Source organism: Cesiribacter sp. SM1 (assembly GCF_020178975.1).
Taxonomy (GTDB): Bacteria; Bacteroidota; Bacteroidia; order Cytophagales; family Cyclobacteriaceae; genus Cesiribacter.
The window spans coordinates 1-16,606 of record NZ_JAHXBU010000005.1 but is presented as its reverse complement, the minus strand read 5'-3'; the positions used below and the strand labels follow the sequence as shown (position 1 = coordinate 16,606).

At 49.5% G+C, this 16,606-nt stretch carries 10 protein-coding genes; 2 read left to right on the top strand and 8 right to left on the bottom strand.

Annotation, left to right across the window (positions count from 1 at the left end; all coding sequences use genetic code 11):
• The first annotated feature begins 162 nt into the window (after window positions 1–162).
• Entirely contained in the window at window positions 163–5,448 is a 5,286-nt protein-coding gene (locus KWJ01_RS01095) for an Ig-like domain-containing protein (protein ID WP_224994424.1), read from the top strand.
• A 174-nt stretch (window positions 5,449–5,622) separates the two neighbouring features.
• On the opposite strand, the gene KWJ01_RS01090 is transcribed toward KWJ01_RS01095, so the two are convergent.
• The 8 genes from KWJ01_RS01090 to KWJ01_RS01055 all read right to left on the bottom strand — a co-directional run bounded on the left by KWJ01_RS01090 (window position 5,623) and on the right by KWJ01_RS01055 (window position 14,563).
• Window positions 5,623–6,531 (bottom strand): bestrophin family protein, encoded by a 909-nt coding sequence (locus KWJ01_RS01090; protein ID WP_224994423.1) that lies wholly within the window; start codon window positions 6,529–6,531, stop codon window positions 5,623–5,625.
• Between the two features lie 294 nt (window positions 6,532–6,825).
• Window positions 6,826–7,404 carry a hypothetical protein gene (locus tag KWJ01_RS01085; protein ID WP_224994422.1) on the bottom strand — a complete coding sequence of 193 codons (579 nt, stop codon included), beginning with the start codon at window positions 7,402–7,404 and terminating at the stop codon, window positions 6,826–6,828.
• Window positions 7,405–7,516: 112 nt separating this feature from the next.
• Window positions 7,517–8,170: a hypothetical protein gene (locus KWJ01_RS01080; protein ID WP_224994421.1), complete on the bottom strand. Its 654-nt coding sequence runs from the start codon at window positions 8,168–8,170 to the stop codon at window positions 7,517–7,519.
• Window positions 8,171–8,224: 54 nt separating this feature from the next.
• Window positions 8,225–9,049 carry an OmpA family protein gene (locus tag KWJ01_RS01075; RefSeq protein WP_224994420.1) on the bottom strand — a complete coding sequence of 275 codons (825 nt, stop codon included), beginning with the start codon at window positions 9,047–9,049 and terminating at the stop codon, window positions 8,225–8,227.
• 356 nt (window positions 9,050–9,405) lie between these two features.
• Window positions 9,406–9,855 (bottom strand): hypothetical protein, encoded by a 450-nt coding sequence (locus KWJ01_RS01070; RefSeq protein WP_224994419.1) that lies wholly within the window; start codon window positions 9,853–9,855, stop codon window positions 9,406–9,408.
• Window positions 9,856–9,889: 34 nt separating this feature from the next.
• The gene (locus tag KWJ01_RS01065) at window positions 9,890–10,873 is read right to left on the bottom strand and encodes a PorP/SprF family type IX secretion system membrane protein (protein ID WP_224994418.1); all 984 of its coding nucleotides are present in this window, start codon (window positions 10,871–10,873) and stop codon (window positions 9,890–9,892) included.
• Window positions 10,874–10,884: 11 nt separating this feature from the next.
• Window positions 10,885–13,842 carry a cadherin domain-containing protein gene (locus tag KWJ01_RS01060; RefSeq protein ID WP_224994417.1) on the bottom strand — a complete coding sequence of 986 codons (2,958 nt, stop codon included), beginning with the start codon at window positions 13,840–13,842 and terminating at the stop codon, window positions 10,885–10,887.
• A gap of 142 nt (window positions 13,843–13,984) precedes the next feature.
• The gene (locus KWJ01_RS01055; protein WP_224994416.1) at window positions 13,985–14,563 is read right to left on the bottom strand and encodes a hypothetical protein; all 579 of its coding nucleotides are present in this window, start codon (window positions 14,561–14,563) and stop codon (window positions 13,985–13,987) included.
• Window positions 14,564–15,060: 497 nt separating this feature from the next.
• Here KWJ01_RS01055 and KWJ01_RS01050 point away from each other — a divergent pair.
• Window positions 15,061–16,606, top strand: a 1,546-nt coding sequence (locus tag KWJ01_RS01050) for a tetratricopeptide repeat-containing sensor histidine kinase (protein ID WP_224994415.1), incomplete at its 3' end; no start/stop codon positions are given.

Here is a 16,606-nt window from a genome sequence, read left to right as displayed (position 1 = left end):
TGAAGAAAGAGGTAGCTAAATTAGCTAAAAGCACTCATACCCCCGCCGCCATTTTTTACAATGCTCCTTACTGCTGATGCAGGCAAGTGAAAATGCAGTATTGCTTTTCTGATGGGTGAGCTACTGAGCAGAAACACCAATTTTTAACTTATACAATAAGGTATGATCAACTTTTATCAGTGTACATCTTATCATGCATGGAGTAAAAGGCTGGCATTGCTACTGCTGCTGGCTTTTTATGCTGCTGTTCCGCTAAGTGCCCAAACCCTGGTCTGGGAGGAAAATTTTGATGGCAGCACCATCAGCCCCGAAACCTGGACCTTCGATTTTGGCGACGGATGTGAGCGGGGCATCTGCGGCTGGGGTAACCAGGAGCTGCAGTACTACACCAGCCGCCCCGAAAATGCCAGGATTGAAGGGGGCAGCCTGGTGATTGAGGCCCTGCGGGAAAACTTTCAGGGGAAACCTTTTACCTCTGCCCGCCTGAAAACCGTTGGCAGGGTACACTTTAAATACGGCACCCTGGAGGCCAGAATTAAGGTACCCGACCTGGAAAACGGCCTCTGGCCTGCCTTCTGGATGCTGGGCACCACCGGCGCCTGGCCTGCCAGCGGCGAAATAGATATCATGGAAATGGGCAATGCTGCCGCTATTGCCAATAATGTAACCAACCGGCGCGTAGGTGCTGCCACACACTGGGAGAACAACGGCAGCCATGCCTCCTACGGAACCCACTACGATAACCCGGCAGATATGAATGATGGCTACCATCTCTACAAAATGACCTGGGACAGTGAGTATATCAGGGTGTTTGTAGATGATCATGAATTTTATGCCATCGACATCAGGGGAGCCTCTGCTGCCGATCTGGAGGAGTTCCACCAGCAGCACTACATTTTGCTGAACCTGGCTGTGGGTGGTACCTACACCGGCATTATGGATGCAGCAGGCATAACAGCCCCAATGCCGGCCAAAATGTATGTAGATTACATAAAGCTGTACCAGAACCCTGGCGATGAGCTATATTTAGGTAAAGAAAATGCCCTGGCCGGCAACTATGGTATTTACAGCGAAAGTCCGGTGCTCAATGATCAGCTCACTTATGGTGAGGATGCTGAACTTTACATCTGGAACAACCTGAATGCCATTGCCGGGGCCGAGCCTTTTGAAGGTAACGAAGTGCTGGCCCTGCGGGCAAATGGCGGTAACTGGTTTGGGCTGGGTGTGAGCAACCAGATCAAGAACCTGCAGAATTTTGCCGATGGCCATCTGAATTTCCAGTTCAAAACCACCTACACCGGTCAGTTTAAAGTAGGCGTAGCCAGCGGACACGGCGAAAGCTGGGTAGATTTTCCTGCAGGTGTGGAAGCCTACGGGCTGCAGCGCGATGGGCAGTGGCACCAGGTGAGTATTCCGCTAAGCGCATTCAACAACCCCGGCATGGGCATGCACATAGACCTGGGCTCTATGAACCAGCTGTTTATGTTCGCAGGCGATGCCCCTGCTGCTACAACAGATTTCTACTTCGACAATATTTACTATAGCGGAGGCGTGGCTGCCAACCCTGCCCCTGTTGTCAGCATAGATTCGCCTGCAAACGATGCCGCTTTTAACACAGGCGATAACATAATGATCAATGCCACGGCCAGTGATCCAAATGGCACCGTAAGTAAAGTTGATTTCTACAATGGCAATGTACTGCTGGGAACTGCAGATGCAAGCCCCTATAGCTTTACATGGAGCAATGCTCCTGCGGGCGTACATACACTCCTGGCCAAGGCTACAGACAACGAAGGTGGTGTAGGCACCTCCAGCCAGGTACGGGTGTTTGTGGCAGCAGCTAACAACCAGGCACCCACGGTAAGCATCAGCGCTCCTGAAGAAGGGGCCTCTTACATAAAACCGGCCACCATTGCCATTACCGCCGATGCTGCCGATGCAGACGGCTCGGTGTATAAGGTGGAATTCTACAACGGCACCACTTTGCTAAGCACCGACTACACCAGCCCCTACAGCTATAACTGGGCCGTATCAACACCTGGAGAGTATACTATTACTGCCAAAGTGTACGATAACGGCAATCTATCCTCAACCTCCGAAGCGGTTGCCATTACAGTGCTTGACAACAGCATTGTTGCAGATGCTTATGGTATTTTTACCGACAGGCCAGAGGTTACACAAAAGCTTACGCTTGGTGGCGATGCCAATCTTTACATCTGGAACAACATGGCCCCTGTTGCAGGTGCCTCTCCCTACGAAGGCAGTAATGTACTGGCCTTTACCGTAGGCGCAGCCTGGTGGGGCATGGGCATTGCCCATGATACCCGCAACCTGCAGCACTTTGCCAGTGGCACCCTTAAATTCCATATAAAAACCACCGCCACCACCAACTTTAAGGTAGGCATGGTTACGGCTGCCGGCGAAAGCTGGGTAAACTTTGTACCCGGACAAAACCAGTGGGGGCTGGTACGCGACGGCCAATGGCATGAAGTTACCATACCATTGGCTGCCTTTACCAATAAAGACCTCAGCAGCACCAGCCAGGTGTTTATGTTCTCCGGCGATGCACCTGCTGCGGCTACAGACTTTTACCTGGATAACATTTACTTAAGCAGCGAAGCTGCCGGTAACACACCTCCTACTGTTAGCATCAGTGCTCCGGCAAATAATGCAGGCTTTACTGCACCTGCCAGCATTACTATTGCCGCAAATGCTACAGATGTGGAAGGCGTTGTAAGCAAGGTTGATTTTTATAAGGATAATGAATTGCTGGGCACCGACACAGAGGCCCCCTTCAGCTTTAGCTGGAATGATGTGGCCGCAGGCACCTATACACTTACAGCCAAAGCAACTGATGCCGGAGGCCTGGAGGCTACTGCGGCACCGGTAAGCATTACTGTAGAGGAGCCAACTGCCACTGGTCCTAACCTGGCCCTGAACAAACCTGTAACTGTATCGTCAGTAGAAAATCCGGGCACACCCGGCAGTGCTGCGGTAGATGGTGACCTGGGCACCCGCTGGTCAAGTGAATTTAGCGACCCGCAGTGGCTGGCCGTAGATTTAGGGGCTACCTATAACATTAGCCAGGTGAAGATAAGCTGGGAGCCAGCCTATGCCACCCATTACGAGCTACAGGTTTCTGAAGATGGCAACAGCTGGACAACGGTAAAAACCATCAGTGGAAATACGGAGCTGGAGAATGACCACCGCCAGCTGGCAGCTACAGGGCGCCATGTGCGCATCTATGGCACTCAGCGTGCCATCCCTTACGGCTACTCCATCTTTGAGCTGGAGGTGTACGGCAGTGAGCCAGATGCCTACTGCGGCACCGCCCAGAATGGCGACTACAGCTACAGCATAGTAACAGATGGCGAGAACGTTAACTTTACCTTCCACCCCCTGGGCGAAGTGGCAGGGGGCAGTCTGGTGATCCTCCACACCCGCCAGGGAGCAATTGGTGGCTACGATGGTATGCTGATGACGAAAAACAGCGAGGGTGATTTTACCCTTAGCAGGCCTTTTCCTGCCGGTACCGAGCTTAGTATTTACTTTACCTACCAGGTAGGCGAAGGAGGTGGCGAAAGAAACAGCTTTGCTCACCCCCACAGCTATACTGTAGGTACCTCCTGCGGAGATGGAGGCGGAGGCAATACGGCACCAACCGTAAGCCTTACTGCGCCTGCAGCTGGAGCCGTATACACAGCACCTGCCGCCATTACCCTAACGGCAGAAGCGGCCGATGCAGAAGGAGCTATCAGCAGGGTAGAGTTCTACGAGGGCAGTACCTTACTGGCCACTGTTACCAGCAGCCCTTACAGCTTTGTATGGGAAAATGTAGCGGCAGATGCTTATACATTTACTGCAAAGGCTTATGATGCAGAAGGGTTAAGCACCAGCTCCACAGAAGTTTCTGTAACAGTAGAGGACAGCAGCAGCGGGCCTGGCGGAATCTGCGGCACCGCAGCCAATGGCGATTTTGCTTTCTCTGCAAACACAGCCAATGGTATGGTAAACATCACCTTCCACCCGCTTGCCCCTATTGCCGGCAGTAACTTTGTTCTGCTTTATGTTAAGCCCTCTTCGCAGGCTGGAGATTACCCGGGCTACGTGATGAATGCATCCGGTACTGACTTTGTATACTCCATCCCTGCGCCGGCAGATGGCACAGAACTAAGCCTCTACTTCACCTACCGGATCAGTGAAAACGGACCTGAACGAAATAGCAGGGATACCCCTGGTACGTATGTGGCAGGTACTGTCTGCGGAGAATCGGAAAATGCTGCACCAGCTGTAAGCATCACCTCGCCCCTTGCCAACGCTAGTTTCGATGCACCAGCCACTATACTGGTAGAAGCAAGTGCTGAAGACAGCGATGGCAGCATCAGCAAGGTTGAGTTCTACAAGGGTGGTGAGCTGCTTGAAACAGTAGAAAGCAGCCCCTACAGCTTTAGCTGGAGCAATGTTGATGACGGCACTTACAGCTTAACTGCCATCGCCTACGATAACGAAGGGCTCACGACTACTTCCGAAGCCGTAGAAATCAGCGTGGTTTGTGCCAGCATCTTCTATGCTGATGCCGATGGAGACGGATGGGGCGATGCCTCCCTAACGGTAACAGCCTGCGAAGCGCCCGCGGATTATGTGAGCAGAGCCGGCGACTGCAACGATACCGATGCTTCTGTCAATCCGGATGCAGCAGACCTGTGCGATGGTATTGATCGGAACTGTGATGGCAGCCTACGCCAGCCAATGGAGGCGCCACTTGTTACAGTAAGCCCTTCATCAGCTGTATACACTGGCGGTGATGCCAACACCATTTACCTGGGCTATGGACCAAACAGTGTTACCCTGGCTGCAAGCAACACTACTGCAGCTACCTATACCTGGACACTGGCAGGCGAAACCTTAAGCACTAAAAGAAGCATGGTGTTCAAACCTGCTGCTGCCGGCACTTATACCTTTACTGTAACAGCTAAAAATGCAGACGACTGCACCGCCAGTGCTTCAGAAACCATCAGGGTGGTAGATGTAAGAAGCGGTAATAAAGGCCAGCTCATCATGCTGTGTCACAAAGGGCAAACAGTGCCAATCGATAAAAAATCTGTGCAGGACCACCTGGCCCATGGCGATGCTCTTGGTAGCTGCAGCGATGCAGGATCCGCTAATGCTCGGGTAACAGGCCTTGCAGAAACTGCCCTGGCGGTGTATCCAAATCCTGCCGGTGGAGAAGCGCATATTAAACTGCAGCTGGCACAGGGAGCAGAGTACAGGCTTGCCATTCATGATGTACGTGGTGTGCTGGTAAAAACCATTGCCAGCGGAACAGCATTGCAGGAGGGTGAGCACACCTATGCCTTCTCTGCTGCCGGTTTAGCAAAAGGAGTCTACATCATCAGGCTGGCAACAGAGACGGAGGTTACCACGGTTCGTTTGGTAATACAACACTAAGCCGGCCTTAGCTCATGATTAAAACCGGATTCTCCGGCTCCCCGGCGGTCCATCAAGAAGCCCTGGCAGAAGTACCAGGGCTTCTTCTTTTAGCTAGGCTGTATCTGTAAGCATACACCATAGCAGTAAGCTAAGACCTGTCAGGTTTTCAAAAACCAGACAGGTCTTTTTTAGCTACATCAGGTAGAATTTCTCCTGCGGCTGTGGTGCGGGTACATCCTGCTCCTGCAGTACCTGCTTGATGTTTATTTCAATGGTTCTGGCAATGGCAGTTACTGCCGTATCGGTGGGTTTATTCCTGAAGGGGTCCTGCATATGCCTGGCTGTTTTCTCTATCAGGAAAAAAGTAGAGGCAATCAGGATCAGCACCGGTATCTCGTAAATGCCAATGGTTTCTACCAAGGCAAGTGATAAAATCACCAGGAACAGGTAAATAAAGAAATGGATGAAAATACGGTAAGTAACCGGAAACACGGTGCTGTTGATACGTTCGGCCTTTCCCATGGAATCTACCAGGCGCATAATGGTGCTGTCGAGCTGCACCTGCTGAAAAGAATTGATGGCCTTTGCCTGATAGAGATTCTTCAAGTCCTGTCCGTGCAGCATCATCAGGGCATAAGGCTTATTGTTGTTCCTGTTCACGAAATCCAGATCCTGGCTGCTTAGCAGTGGCTCCTGCTCAGGCAAAAGAGGGGTTAACTTTCTGAGTGACTGCCCCAGGCAGTAGCACCAGGCTATTTGCCGATGAGCCATCTTTTTAACAACCGAAGAGCCATCGGGATAGGTGCTGCTATCCACAAATTGCTTTAGCTGTACCACCAGGGTTCGCGAATCATTTACAATGGCGCCCCATACTTTCCTGGCCTCCCACCAGCGGTCGTACGACTGGTTAACATTAAAAGCCAGCAGAAGCGAGATAGAGGTACCCAGGATGGTGGGGAGCTGAAATGGCACCTCCGGCAGATGCTCGGCAACGGAATATTTGAGAATATGGAATAAGACAGAGAATAACAGTACCCTGAACAGATCGAGCTTTACTTTACTGAAAATATACCGGAAGGGGATTCTCTTATCTACTAACATTCTTTAATAAGTACAGCCTGGCAGAAACTAACAGGCTACAAATGACACTAATTGCTACTACCAGGATTAACTCCGGCTGCTAAAAGAATGTTTTTAGGCCTCCCTGCAAGCCTGAAGCAGTCAATGCCAGGGCTTCTGTTTTTGAATACTGCCTGCTGTAATGCAATAAATCAGAGGAGCACAAACAAAACTAACCAACTCTGGCCTTTGATATATAAAAACAGAAGCCCTGTGGCGGGGCTTCTGGCTGCTTTCAATACTATGCAATACTGGGCGTACATCAACAGTTAACAGCTAGTCTTCTGCTTTGATGAATTTGCCTGTAAAGCTCCCGGTGATGGTTTTGCCATCTTCCAGGGTTAAGTTATAGCTGATGGTGTAATCAGTTCCGGAGCCCGATACTGTTACCTGCCCACCCCAGATCTCATGCATATCATCACCCATGCCCAGCACGCCATCATTGTTGCCGTCAACATACAGGTCACCCCAGAAACTGTTGGTGTTTTGTACTTCTTCCTGTTCAAACTCAAAAGGATGAAACCATTCAAAAGTACCTGTTCTGAATCCGGAAGTACCTGCCGAAAACATTTCCAGGTATAGATTGAATGTCATTCGGGTAAGCGTGGACGGACTGGCATCCGTAATATTAAAAGCATAGTTGTAGTGCGAATGATCTCCATCGCCTAGCGAGGTGGCGCCTTTATCTTCATAGACCCCGGTTTTGGCCTGGAAGGTTTTGCCGTTATATACAACAGTTCCAGAGCCGTTGGAGGTTTCTGCGGGCGCCGGTGTATCTTCCTCCTCTTCTTTGCAGGATACTGATACTGATGCCAACAGGCAGAAAATAAGGGCTAATGAGAGTAATTTTTTCATGGTTGTTTGATTTTTAGAGATGAGAATGTTTGTGAAAGTGTTTTTTGATAGTGTTTTAGTCTGTTCCTGTTTTTTGTGCTAACTGTTGTTCCTGTGCTGTATGTGTGTCTGATCAGGGAAGTTCTTTGAGCCACTGCCCGGCAAACTGCCTGGCGGCAGCGGTAGCTTCGTTTCCAGCTCTAAAGGCTTTTTTCCATTCTTCAGGCTTGCTTTCGTACTCCTGGTTTACAAAAACCATCTTATTCATATAGGGGTGCTTTTCCAGGGCGGCGGCAAAATCCACATCGGCGGTAACAGCCAGAAACTCCCGGAGGCGCTGCTTCAAAAAAAGGCGGTGGTCCTGCGGATACTGCTGCTCCCACTCCTGGACTGCCATTTTGAAATACTTTCGCATCTCTGCCTGCTCCTCGGCAGGATACAGCTCTCCATTTTCGGGGAAAAAATCAGACTCCAGGGGTTTATTGTTTTCACGCTCCTGCTGATATGCTTCTATAAAGGCCGGGGTGTTTACCACTTCTTTGGCAAACAGCGCAATCTGCTGCACTACGGCTGCCCGTGCAGATACAGGAATACTCCTGGCTGCAGACATATTCCTGTTATACAAACTGCCGCCCATAAAGCTGGATACGATATCTTCCTGCGCCTCTTCTCTGCTTAGGCCCAGCTGCTCAAACACACTGCTGAACACAGCTGCAGGAGCAAAGGAGAACAGGCTTACAAGCAGTAGCACACAGGCTGCCCGGCTCATTATTTTTGTGATATGCATGATGTTAGGTGATTAATTTTAGCAGAATATTTTACCAAGAAAGGTTTGCCCGGATTACTTCTTTACAAGCTCAACCCTCCGGTTTAGGGCTCTGCCATCTTCTGTGCGGTTATCGGCAATAGGGTGCTCCATGCCCCAGCCAAGGCTGCTTAGGCGGTTTGCTGCAACACCTTTGGCAACCAGAGCACTGCTAACTGCTTTTGAGCGCTGCTCTGATAACGCTTTGTTACTGGCTGCATCTCCCCTGTTATCCGTATGACCTTCAATGCTTAGCTTAAGCTCCGGGTTGTTATTCAGCAGCTCCGCCACCTGATCAATGATGGCTTGTGAATCTGCAGTAATGCTGGCCTTGCTGGTATCAAAGTTGATGTAGAGGGCTACAAAACCGTTGGTATTCAGCGCCTCCAGCATATCGTTTGCTGATATTTCCTGCTGCATGGCCTCTACCTCCACCACATCCAGGTAAATGAAGCCTCCCTCGTTGCTTAATTCCAGGTTTACCCATATCTCCTTGCCGTTCTTGTTTACTAGCATGGTGGAGTAGTAAGCTCCATCCAACACTACTTTTCCGCCTATTTTCTTCATGGCATTCTGGTAGTTGCGCTTTACCTGTAGCATGCTTGGGTGTTGCAGTCCACTCTCATAATCAAAGCTGTATTCGATGTGGGTGCGCTGCCCTTCTACATTTTTTGACTCGTTTTCAGGTAGTCTCATCTCAAAGCCATCGTAGTTACTGCTGTAGTTCACGATGTAAAAATTAGGCATCCGGCTGAAGAGCGTATGGTCTTTACAACCTTCGCAATCCTGGGCAAAGCCTGGAAGGCCATTCCAGAACAGGCACAGCAACAGCAGGCCTACATGGGCAAAAATTTGTTTCATGACTGATAAAGAGTTGAGTTAATTTTGATTAGCTGTTTTTACAGGAGCAAAATTACAGCAGTCATGGCCGGGCTTTGTGCGTAGAAAATTTGATATGCACAAATACGTATTAGTACGTAGCCACACACAACATAAACCCTTAAGCTACTGCAGCTTACCAAGCCATTAGCAGAATTAATGATGTATCGGGCAGCCTTCGCCACAGATGCAAACACACCGCCTGCCAGATAGCAGCTTCCGATTATGATCTGGGCTGATGTGCATAAAAGCAAAGCCCCAGCTTTGGTGCCAGGGCTTTGTTCGGATCAAGCAGAAAAGTACGAAGCAACCTATAGCGTTATCCCGCCGCCCGATGCTTACTCGATCAGCAGATCCATTCTGGAGGCAAGGTCGCACTGGAACTGTATGTTTTCATATTCCTGCTTCAGCTCCGGATTTTTAATGAAACGCTTAAAGATCTCTTCATCGAACTGAAGCTCCTGCATCAACAGGATCCACTTTTTATTATTGATCTGCTCCAGGAGCTCAGTGCTTTCCTCCAGGCTAAGCGACCTGTACCACTTTTCGTAAGCCGGTTTAAACTTTTCCATTTCAGCAATGTACTCCTCTGCCATGGCCTGCAGCATGGTCAGGGTTTTGGCATCGTCTTTTTCCCGTAGCGCCAGCAGGCAGGTAGCATAACGCTTTTCCAGCAGCTGATCCTTTTTTGCTTCCATTGCTGGCAGGCTTTGCGACCAGACGCTAAGAGGAAGTCCGAGCATCAGCATTAAAAAGATGGTACCATACATAGCATACATAGTTTTCATGCCGCTTTGGTTTAAATGGTAAAGGTGTTTTCTGTTACTGGCCCTTTTGCATACGCCAGCCAATGTGTACCTCCAGGGCACTTGTGATCCTGCTATCTGCCGCAGTGCCTGCAGGTATGTCGTAGCCGATGCCGACCAGGAACTTTGGCTGCAGCAGCTGCAGCGACAGCCTAAAGGCCTGCTGGTGGCTGTAATAGGCCGACAGCCCCACTAAACTTTCTGCTATGCTGCCACCTGCAGCAAGGGCTTTGCTGAAAAGCGCGCCAACGGCAACTTGGGTATGCTTCTGTTCCTGTTGCAATATGAAGCCAGGCTCTATGGCAATGGCAGGAGTATTTAGTGCCAGTACAGCACCTGTCACAGTTAAATGCAGTGGTGTTCCTTCTGGCTTGCTGTTATCCAGGCTTTTATACTTGGGCCTGTTTACATTGGCAGCCCCCAGGCTTATGCGGGCTACCTGCTCTCCCTGCTCATTGGTATAGTGCCAGCCAAGCCCCAGGTTTACCTGCAGCACCGAGCTGCCCTGGCCCGACCACTGCTCTCCTGTATCAGCGCCCGCTACAGGCGCCCCATCCTGGTACTGGCTGTCCGTACTTACCTTGCTCCAGTTAATGCTGCGGTGCCAGTAGCCCAGCTGTACACCACCCAGCAACTGATGTCTGCTGCTTATATGGATGTGGCTGGTATAGCCCCCAACAACACCCTGTGTGCGCAGCAGGCCAGGGGCTCCGCTTTCGTCGTGCAGCAGGCTAATGCCCGCTGTTCCAAAAAGTTTGTGGCTGCTTTTGTAGTATAGTGGCATACTACCACTTAAACCAAAAGTTTTGTACCCCAGCGCTGGTGCCAGCAATTGCTTGCGGTAATGCGCTGTTACCTGTGTATAGGTTGTATGGGCCATGGCTGTGGCCGTAGTCTGTTGCTGGCTTAGCCAATATTGGGAGAAGGCCGGCACCTGGGCTATAAGCTCTCCTGAAAGCAGGAGTGCAAAAAGAATAATTAATGTGCGTATACTCGTCATGGTGGTATTGCTTAGCGGATCAGGACAATTGTTCCGAGGCTTTTACCCTCGATGCGCAGTGGCGTGTTATCGGTGAGAGTGCCTTCCAGCTGCCAGATGTAGGCCCCTTCGGGTTGTGGCTCCCCTCCCTGTGTGCCATCCCAGCCCTGGCTAAGGAGCTGCTGCACATTGCTGTTTTCATACACCAGCTGTCCCATTCGGTTAAAAATGCGCAGCCGTGCATTTTCTACATTGGCTGCACGCAGAATAAACCGGTCGTTGTTACCATCGCCATTTGGAGAAAACAGGTTCGGTAGAAAGGCAGAGGCACGAGGTTCGTTCTCTGACTGCTCCAGCTGAATGGTAAAGTCTTTTTCAAGGCTAGCCCCCTGCCCATCGCTCACTTTCACCCGCACGCGGTAGCTGGTTTTTCCATTCACCGGCAGTACTGTGTTAGTCAGCAGGCGGTTTGTTTCTATGCTGAAGAGCGCATTATCAGTGGCTCCTTCTCCAGGTACCAGGCTGTAGGTATGGATGTCTGCCATATCCTCATCTTCGGTAGCAAAGGTTCCGATTTGGGTTCCGCTGGCAGCTCCGGCATTTATTTTATTATTACTCAGGCTTAGCGATAGCGGGGCATCGTTTACATCCTGAACGCTTAGGGTAAAAAGCTGGGAGGCAGTATTATTATCAGGATCAGCAGCCGTGACTTTGATGTTGTACACCCCTACATGTAGCTGCAGGGCTGTTCCTGAAAAACCTCTGCTGGTGCCAGAAAAACTTAGCCATTCAGGCAGCGCTTCTCCGTTTGCCAGGCTGGCAGTGTAGCGAAGCTCCTCCCCCTCCGGGTCGGTAAAAGCATCTGTTCCGAAGCTAAAGCTGAAAGGTAAATCTTCCGCTACTACCTGGTTACCGATAGCCACAGCTGCTACCGGCGCCACATCATTCAAATTATTGAGGCTGATGTGGGCATGGGCACCTGCTTCTGCCTTGCCATCACTTACCTTAATCAGCAGCAGGAAGTCCTGCCATATTTCAAAGTCAAGTGCACTGGAATTGGCAACTGTAATGGCACCCGTTAAGGGATCTATTGCAAAGGCACTTTCATCATTGCCAGCGTCAATCCTGTAGGTAAGCGCCTGTCCATCAGGATCTGATGCAAGCATCTTTCCTACCAATGTGCCGTTTGGTGCATGCTCATCCAAACTGAAGCTTTGTGCGGTGATGCGGGGTGCGCCATTTGGTGTGGTAAAATTCATTTCAGCACCATAAGCAGTACCCTCATCATTAGTTGCATAAGCCCTGTAATAATAGGTAGTGCCTGCCTGTAAGCCTGTAACTGCCTGTGCAAAACTGCCTTTGCCACTGCCCATGTTAACCTTGTGGGGGTATGTTCCTGCAGCAGTTCCCCATTCAATGCCACGGGCTGTAACTGCTCCGCCACCTTCATTGCTAATGTTTCCGCCCATGCTTGCGCTGCTGCCCTTTATGGCTGTAGCCGCTGTGGTGCTTACCACAGGTTTTGCCAGGTCATTCAGCGTAATGGTTAAGGGAACAGTAGTGGTTAGTGCACCATCGCTGATACCCAGCGAAAGGTTAAAAACAGGAGTGGTTTCAAAATCAAGTGCGCTGCTATTGGCTACCGTTAGTACTCCCGTACTGGCATTTATTGCAAAAGCACCGTGGGTATTACCTGCAGTAATGCTATAGCTGATGTTTTGCGCATCTGGCTCGTAGGCGCTCATGCTCACCACCCTGGTGCCAGCAGCCAGTTTTTCGTTGATGGCAACTGTATAGTTACTGCTGATTTTCCTGATGGCGTGGTTGTTATAATCGGCCAGCAGCAGCTCTCCTGTAGGGAGCGTAATTATGCTGTGTGGCCTGTTCATTTTAGCGTCAAGTGGCCTGCCTCCGTCGCCGGAAAAGCCACCGCTGCTGCCTGCGAGGCTTTGCATTATGCCTCCCTTATCGATATACCTTAGCTTATGATTGATGTCTGTAAAAAGCACAGTGCCGTTTGCATCAACCCCAACACCCTGGGGTGCATAAATTTTGGTTTCCGTGGCAGGTTTACCGTCAGCATCTGCACCAGACACCTCTCCCACCCCTGCTATGGTGGTAATTATGCCGATGGCAATGTCTACTCTGCGGATCACATGGTTTGTTCTGTCGGCAATGTAAAGGTTTCCTGCCTGGTCGAGTGCAATGCCAGAGGGTGTGCGAAGCTTAGCAGCTGTAGCCTGGCCTCCATCACCGGAAAAGCCACCTGTTCCAATACCCGCTACGGTTGTTATGGTACCGGTAGCTTTGCTCACCTTTCTTACCCGGTTATTGTACTGGTCGGCTATGTAGAGGTTATCGTCCTGATCGAAAGCCAGGGCTACCGGGGAAAATAGCCTGGCACTGGCAGCCGGACCACCATCGCCGCCGTAGCCGGCATTAGATACACCCGTTGGTCCTACGCCGGCATAAGTAGTGATAATGCCGGTAACAGCATCTATCCTTCTAACGCGGTTGTTATAGCGGTCGCAAACGTAGAGGTTGCCGCTTTTGTCTATGGCAAGTCCGTTTGGCATATAAAACGAGGCTGCCGTTGCGGGACCACCATCGCCTCCGTATTGTGGAGTACCTGTACCTGCTATGGTACTGATGCGGCCTGTTGCTGCATCAACTTTCCGGATGCGGTGGTTGTATTCATCTGCTATATACAGATTACCGGATACATCGGATACAACAGAAAAAGGCTGGTATAATTTAGCGGCGGCAGCCGGACCTCCGTCACCACCGAAGCCGGCAGAGCCTCCTGTGCCCGCTATTGTTGAAATATAGTCTGTTACGGTAAGCTTAGCTCCTGCCCCTGCAGTGAAGCCTTTAAAAACAGGAGCTTTGTTGGCCTGGGCCTCCACCCTGCCACATAAGCCCAGATAACATAAACATAGAGCAGCCAAAAACTGCCCCAGCCTTCTGGTAGAAAAGGGTAAAATATACATTGATCAAGAGAGAGATGTAGAAGAGAGCGTTTTACTGATTAGTGTTGTGAGTGGGCTGCCTATTAAGTAAGAAGCAGATACAGCAGAAGAGGTATGTATGGCACTGTACCAGTTCCGACAGTGCCATACTTCTCACCTCTCATCAGAACCTTGCTGAAGCACCCAGGGTAATGTACCCGAATGCTCCCCTGCCAAGTTCGGCAAATGCACCAAAAGCAGGATTGAAGTTATAACGGGCACCCAGCACCGGACCAAACAACACACTGGTTCCATTGGAATAGGTATTGATGCCATTGTACCTGTCATCAAATTTCCAGGTGTTGGTCTCCAGGCCAATCATCACTGAACCATACAGGTCCAGCTTTTCTTCATTGATGTTCCAGTTCAAAGCCTCATTCAGGAACGCACTAGCATGAAAGGTGCCCCGGGCGCCAAAAGAAAGAGCAGTGAACTTATCCTTGTAGCCATCGCCATATTTGAAAGACCTTCCGTAGTAGCCCAGGTAAGGGCCAACCGCAAACTTGTCGTTAAGGCTGTACTCTGCATTGAGGGTAAGGGGCAGAAAGCCGCTGGAGTTTCCATACCAGCCCCAGTTGTAACCAATAGTACCGATGGATATACCGGCATTGGCGGTGATATCGCCTTTTGTGTACTGCTGAGCAAAAGCGCCGGAAACAGCGCAAAAAAGTAAAACAGCCAGGGTGAACATGTGCTTTTTCATTTTTCTGATTTTTGAGAGGTTAATAATTTGTCTGATGATGAGCACAAAATTACAGGGCCCCTGGCAGTGCCTTATGCGCAGAAAATATGAACTGTAGAAATACGTACTAGTACGTAGAGGATGGTTAGTCCGTAGACCCCGGGGCAGCTTAGCTGTTCAGAAGCGCTCTGTGATGGGCTTACTGCAGCAGAAAAACTTTCTCCAGAACTGGCATTGCTCCTAAAATGCTTCTATCGAAAAAATGGATTCATTCCTTATCCAACACTGAATATTAGCGAATTAGTACTACAGCGATTAACAGGATCAGATGAATAAAATTCATCTGAATCGATATAACTAAATCATTACACTATTAGAATTTTACAATTAACTATTATAATTTTACAGCTCGAATTTATAGAAACAGGCCGATCGTTTTTAAATCCAAGCGAACTTCAGGACAGAGGAAAGCCTGGAAACGTGTGGGCCCTTCAGCTACTAACCTCAGCTGTAATTATATGAATTACTTAATTTACCGTTCTGGCATTAAGAACTTCGGTCTAAGGCTAAGCTTACTATCTATTTTCTTTGTTATGGCGTATAGCCCTGCCGTGTCTGCCCAAACGCAGCTGCAGGATAGCAGCCGCGTGCTTGAACTGGCAGCCCTGGGAGATGCGCATTTTGACAAAGACCAGTTAGATTCTGCCACCCTTTATTATAAACAGGCAGAAAAGCTTGCCAGAAAGATTGGGTATACCAGGGGCATTGTTCAGTACATGCGTGACTATATTCTGGTACTGAACAGAAAAGGGCAGTACAAAGAAGCTCTTACCTTAGCAGAAGAAGCTCTTGAGCTAAGCAGGCAACTGGGGCAGGCAGATGTATCTGTAGCCTATAATAATATAGGTCTTGAATATAATTTTTTAGCCAACTATGAGGCTGCCGCAGCTAACTACCTGAAGGCACTTGAAATATCAGAAGCCCTCGGGAACAAATCATTTCAGTGTAAGCAGAGCAATAACCTGGCCTCCCTTTACCTGAATATGCGCAACAAGGAAAAAGGCATGGAATACGCTACCAAGAGCTATAAGCTTGCTCAGGAATTACAGGACACCTCCAGAATGGCCAGTAGTCTGGTAAACCTTGCCAACAGTCAAACACTTCATAAAAATTACGATCTTGCATCAACCCATTTTGCAGAGGTATTAAAATTGGGCAAGGTATTAAAAGACCCCAGCTACGCATTGGATGCTTATATTAATCTTGCCGATATACAAGTGCAGCAGGCTAATTTTAAAGAAGCGTTGCCCTACTACTATAAAGCGCTAGATGCTCTAAAATCCTACCAAGCACCCGACTATGAACTGTACATTTACTGGGGCCTGGCACAAAACCTGTACTACCTGGAAAACTATACAGATTCTTACCAGTACCTCCAGAAAGGAATTGCAATCGGTAAATCTATAGAGGCCCTGAACGAGCTTCGGCAACTCTACCTGCTGGGCTCCGAACTCCATGAAAAAATAGATAAGCCTCAGGTAGCACTGGATTACAGAAAACAGTACGAGGCACTAAACGATTCAATTCTGAATGCCGAAACCCAGCAAAACATTCAGAGGCTGGAAGTTGAGTATAAAACTACTCAAAAGGAAAAGGAGATAGCACAGCAGAACCTCATTATTGCCAACAACAGCCTGGAGATTCAGAAAAAGAATAATGTTATATACCTCACACTTGCTGCAGTAGTTACCCTGTTCTCTGCACTCCTGATCATTTATATTCTTTTCAGAAACAAGCAAAAGGCCAATGCCGAAAAGCTGGCCGCCCTTAAAAGGGAAGGTGAGATGAAAGTGCTGATGGCGCTCATGGAGGGCGAAGAAAAAGAACGTAGCAGGCTGGCCCGTGAGCTGCACGATGGCGTGGGTGGTATTCTTTCGGCCACTAAAATGCACCTTAGTATCTTAAAAAGCGAAGAAGCTGTACCTGAACGCTTCCAGAAATTCGACCATACGGTTTCCATGCTGGATAGTGCCACCCATGAGATCAGAACCATTGCCCATAACC

What these genes read in the sequence shown, in the direction of transcription:
- KWJ01_RS01095 (WP_224994424.1), top strand. Translation starts at nt 163, where the DNA reads ATGATCAACTTTTATCAGTGTACATCTTATCATGCATGGAGTAAAAGG.
- KWJ01_RS01090 (WP_224994423.1), bottom strand. Translation starts at nt 6,531, where the DNA reads ATGTTAGTAGATAAGAGAATCCCCTTCCGGTATATTTTCAGTAAAGTA.
- KWJ01_RS01085 (WP_224994422.1), bottom strand. Translation starts at nt 7,404, where the DNA reads ATGAAAAAATTACTCTCATTAGCCCTTATTTTCTGCCTGTTGGCATCA.
- KWJ01_RS01080 (WP_224994421.1), bottom strand. Translation starts at nt 8,170, where the DNA reads ATGCATATCACAAAAATAATGAGCCGGGCAGCCTGTGTGCTACTGCTT.
- KWJ01_RS01075 (WP_224994420.1), bottom strand. Translation starts at nt 9,049, where the DNA reads ATGAAACAAATTTTTGCCCATGTAGGCCTGCTGTTGCTGTGCCTGTTC.
- KWJ01_RS01070 (WP_224994419.1), bottom strand. Translation starts at nt 9,855, where the DNA reads ATGAAAACTATGTATGCTATGTATGGTACCATCTTTTTAATGCTGATG.
- KWJ01_RS01065 (WP_224994418.1), bottom strand. Translation starts at nt 10,873, where the DNA reads ATGACGAGTATACGCACATTAATTATTCTTTTTGCACTCCTGCTTTCA.
- KWJ01_RS01060 (WP_224994417.1), bottom strand. Translation starts at nt 13,842, where the DNA reads ATGTATATTTTACCCTTTTCTACCAGAAGGCTGGGGCAGTTTTTGGCT.
- KWJ01_RS01055 (WP_224994416.1), bottom strand. Translation starts at nt 14,563, where the DNA reads ATGAAAAAGCACATGTTCACCCTGGCTGTTTTACTTTTTTGCGCTGTT.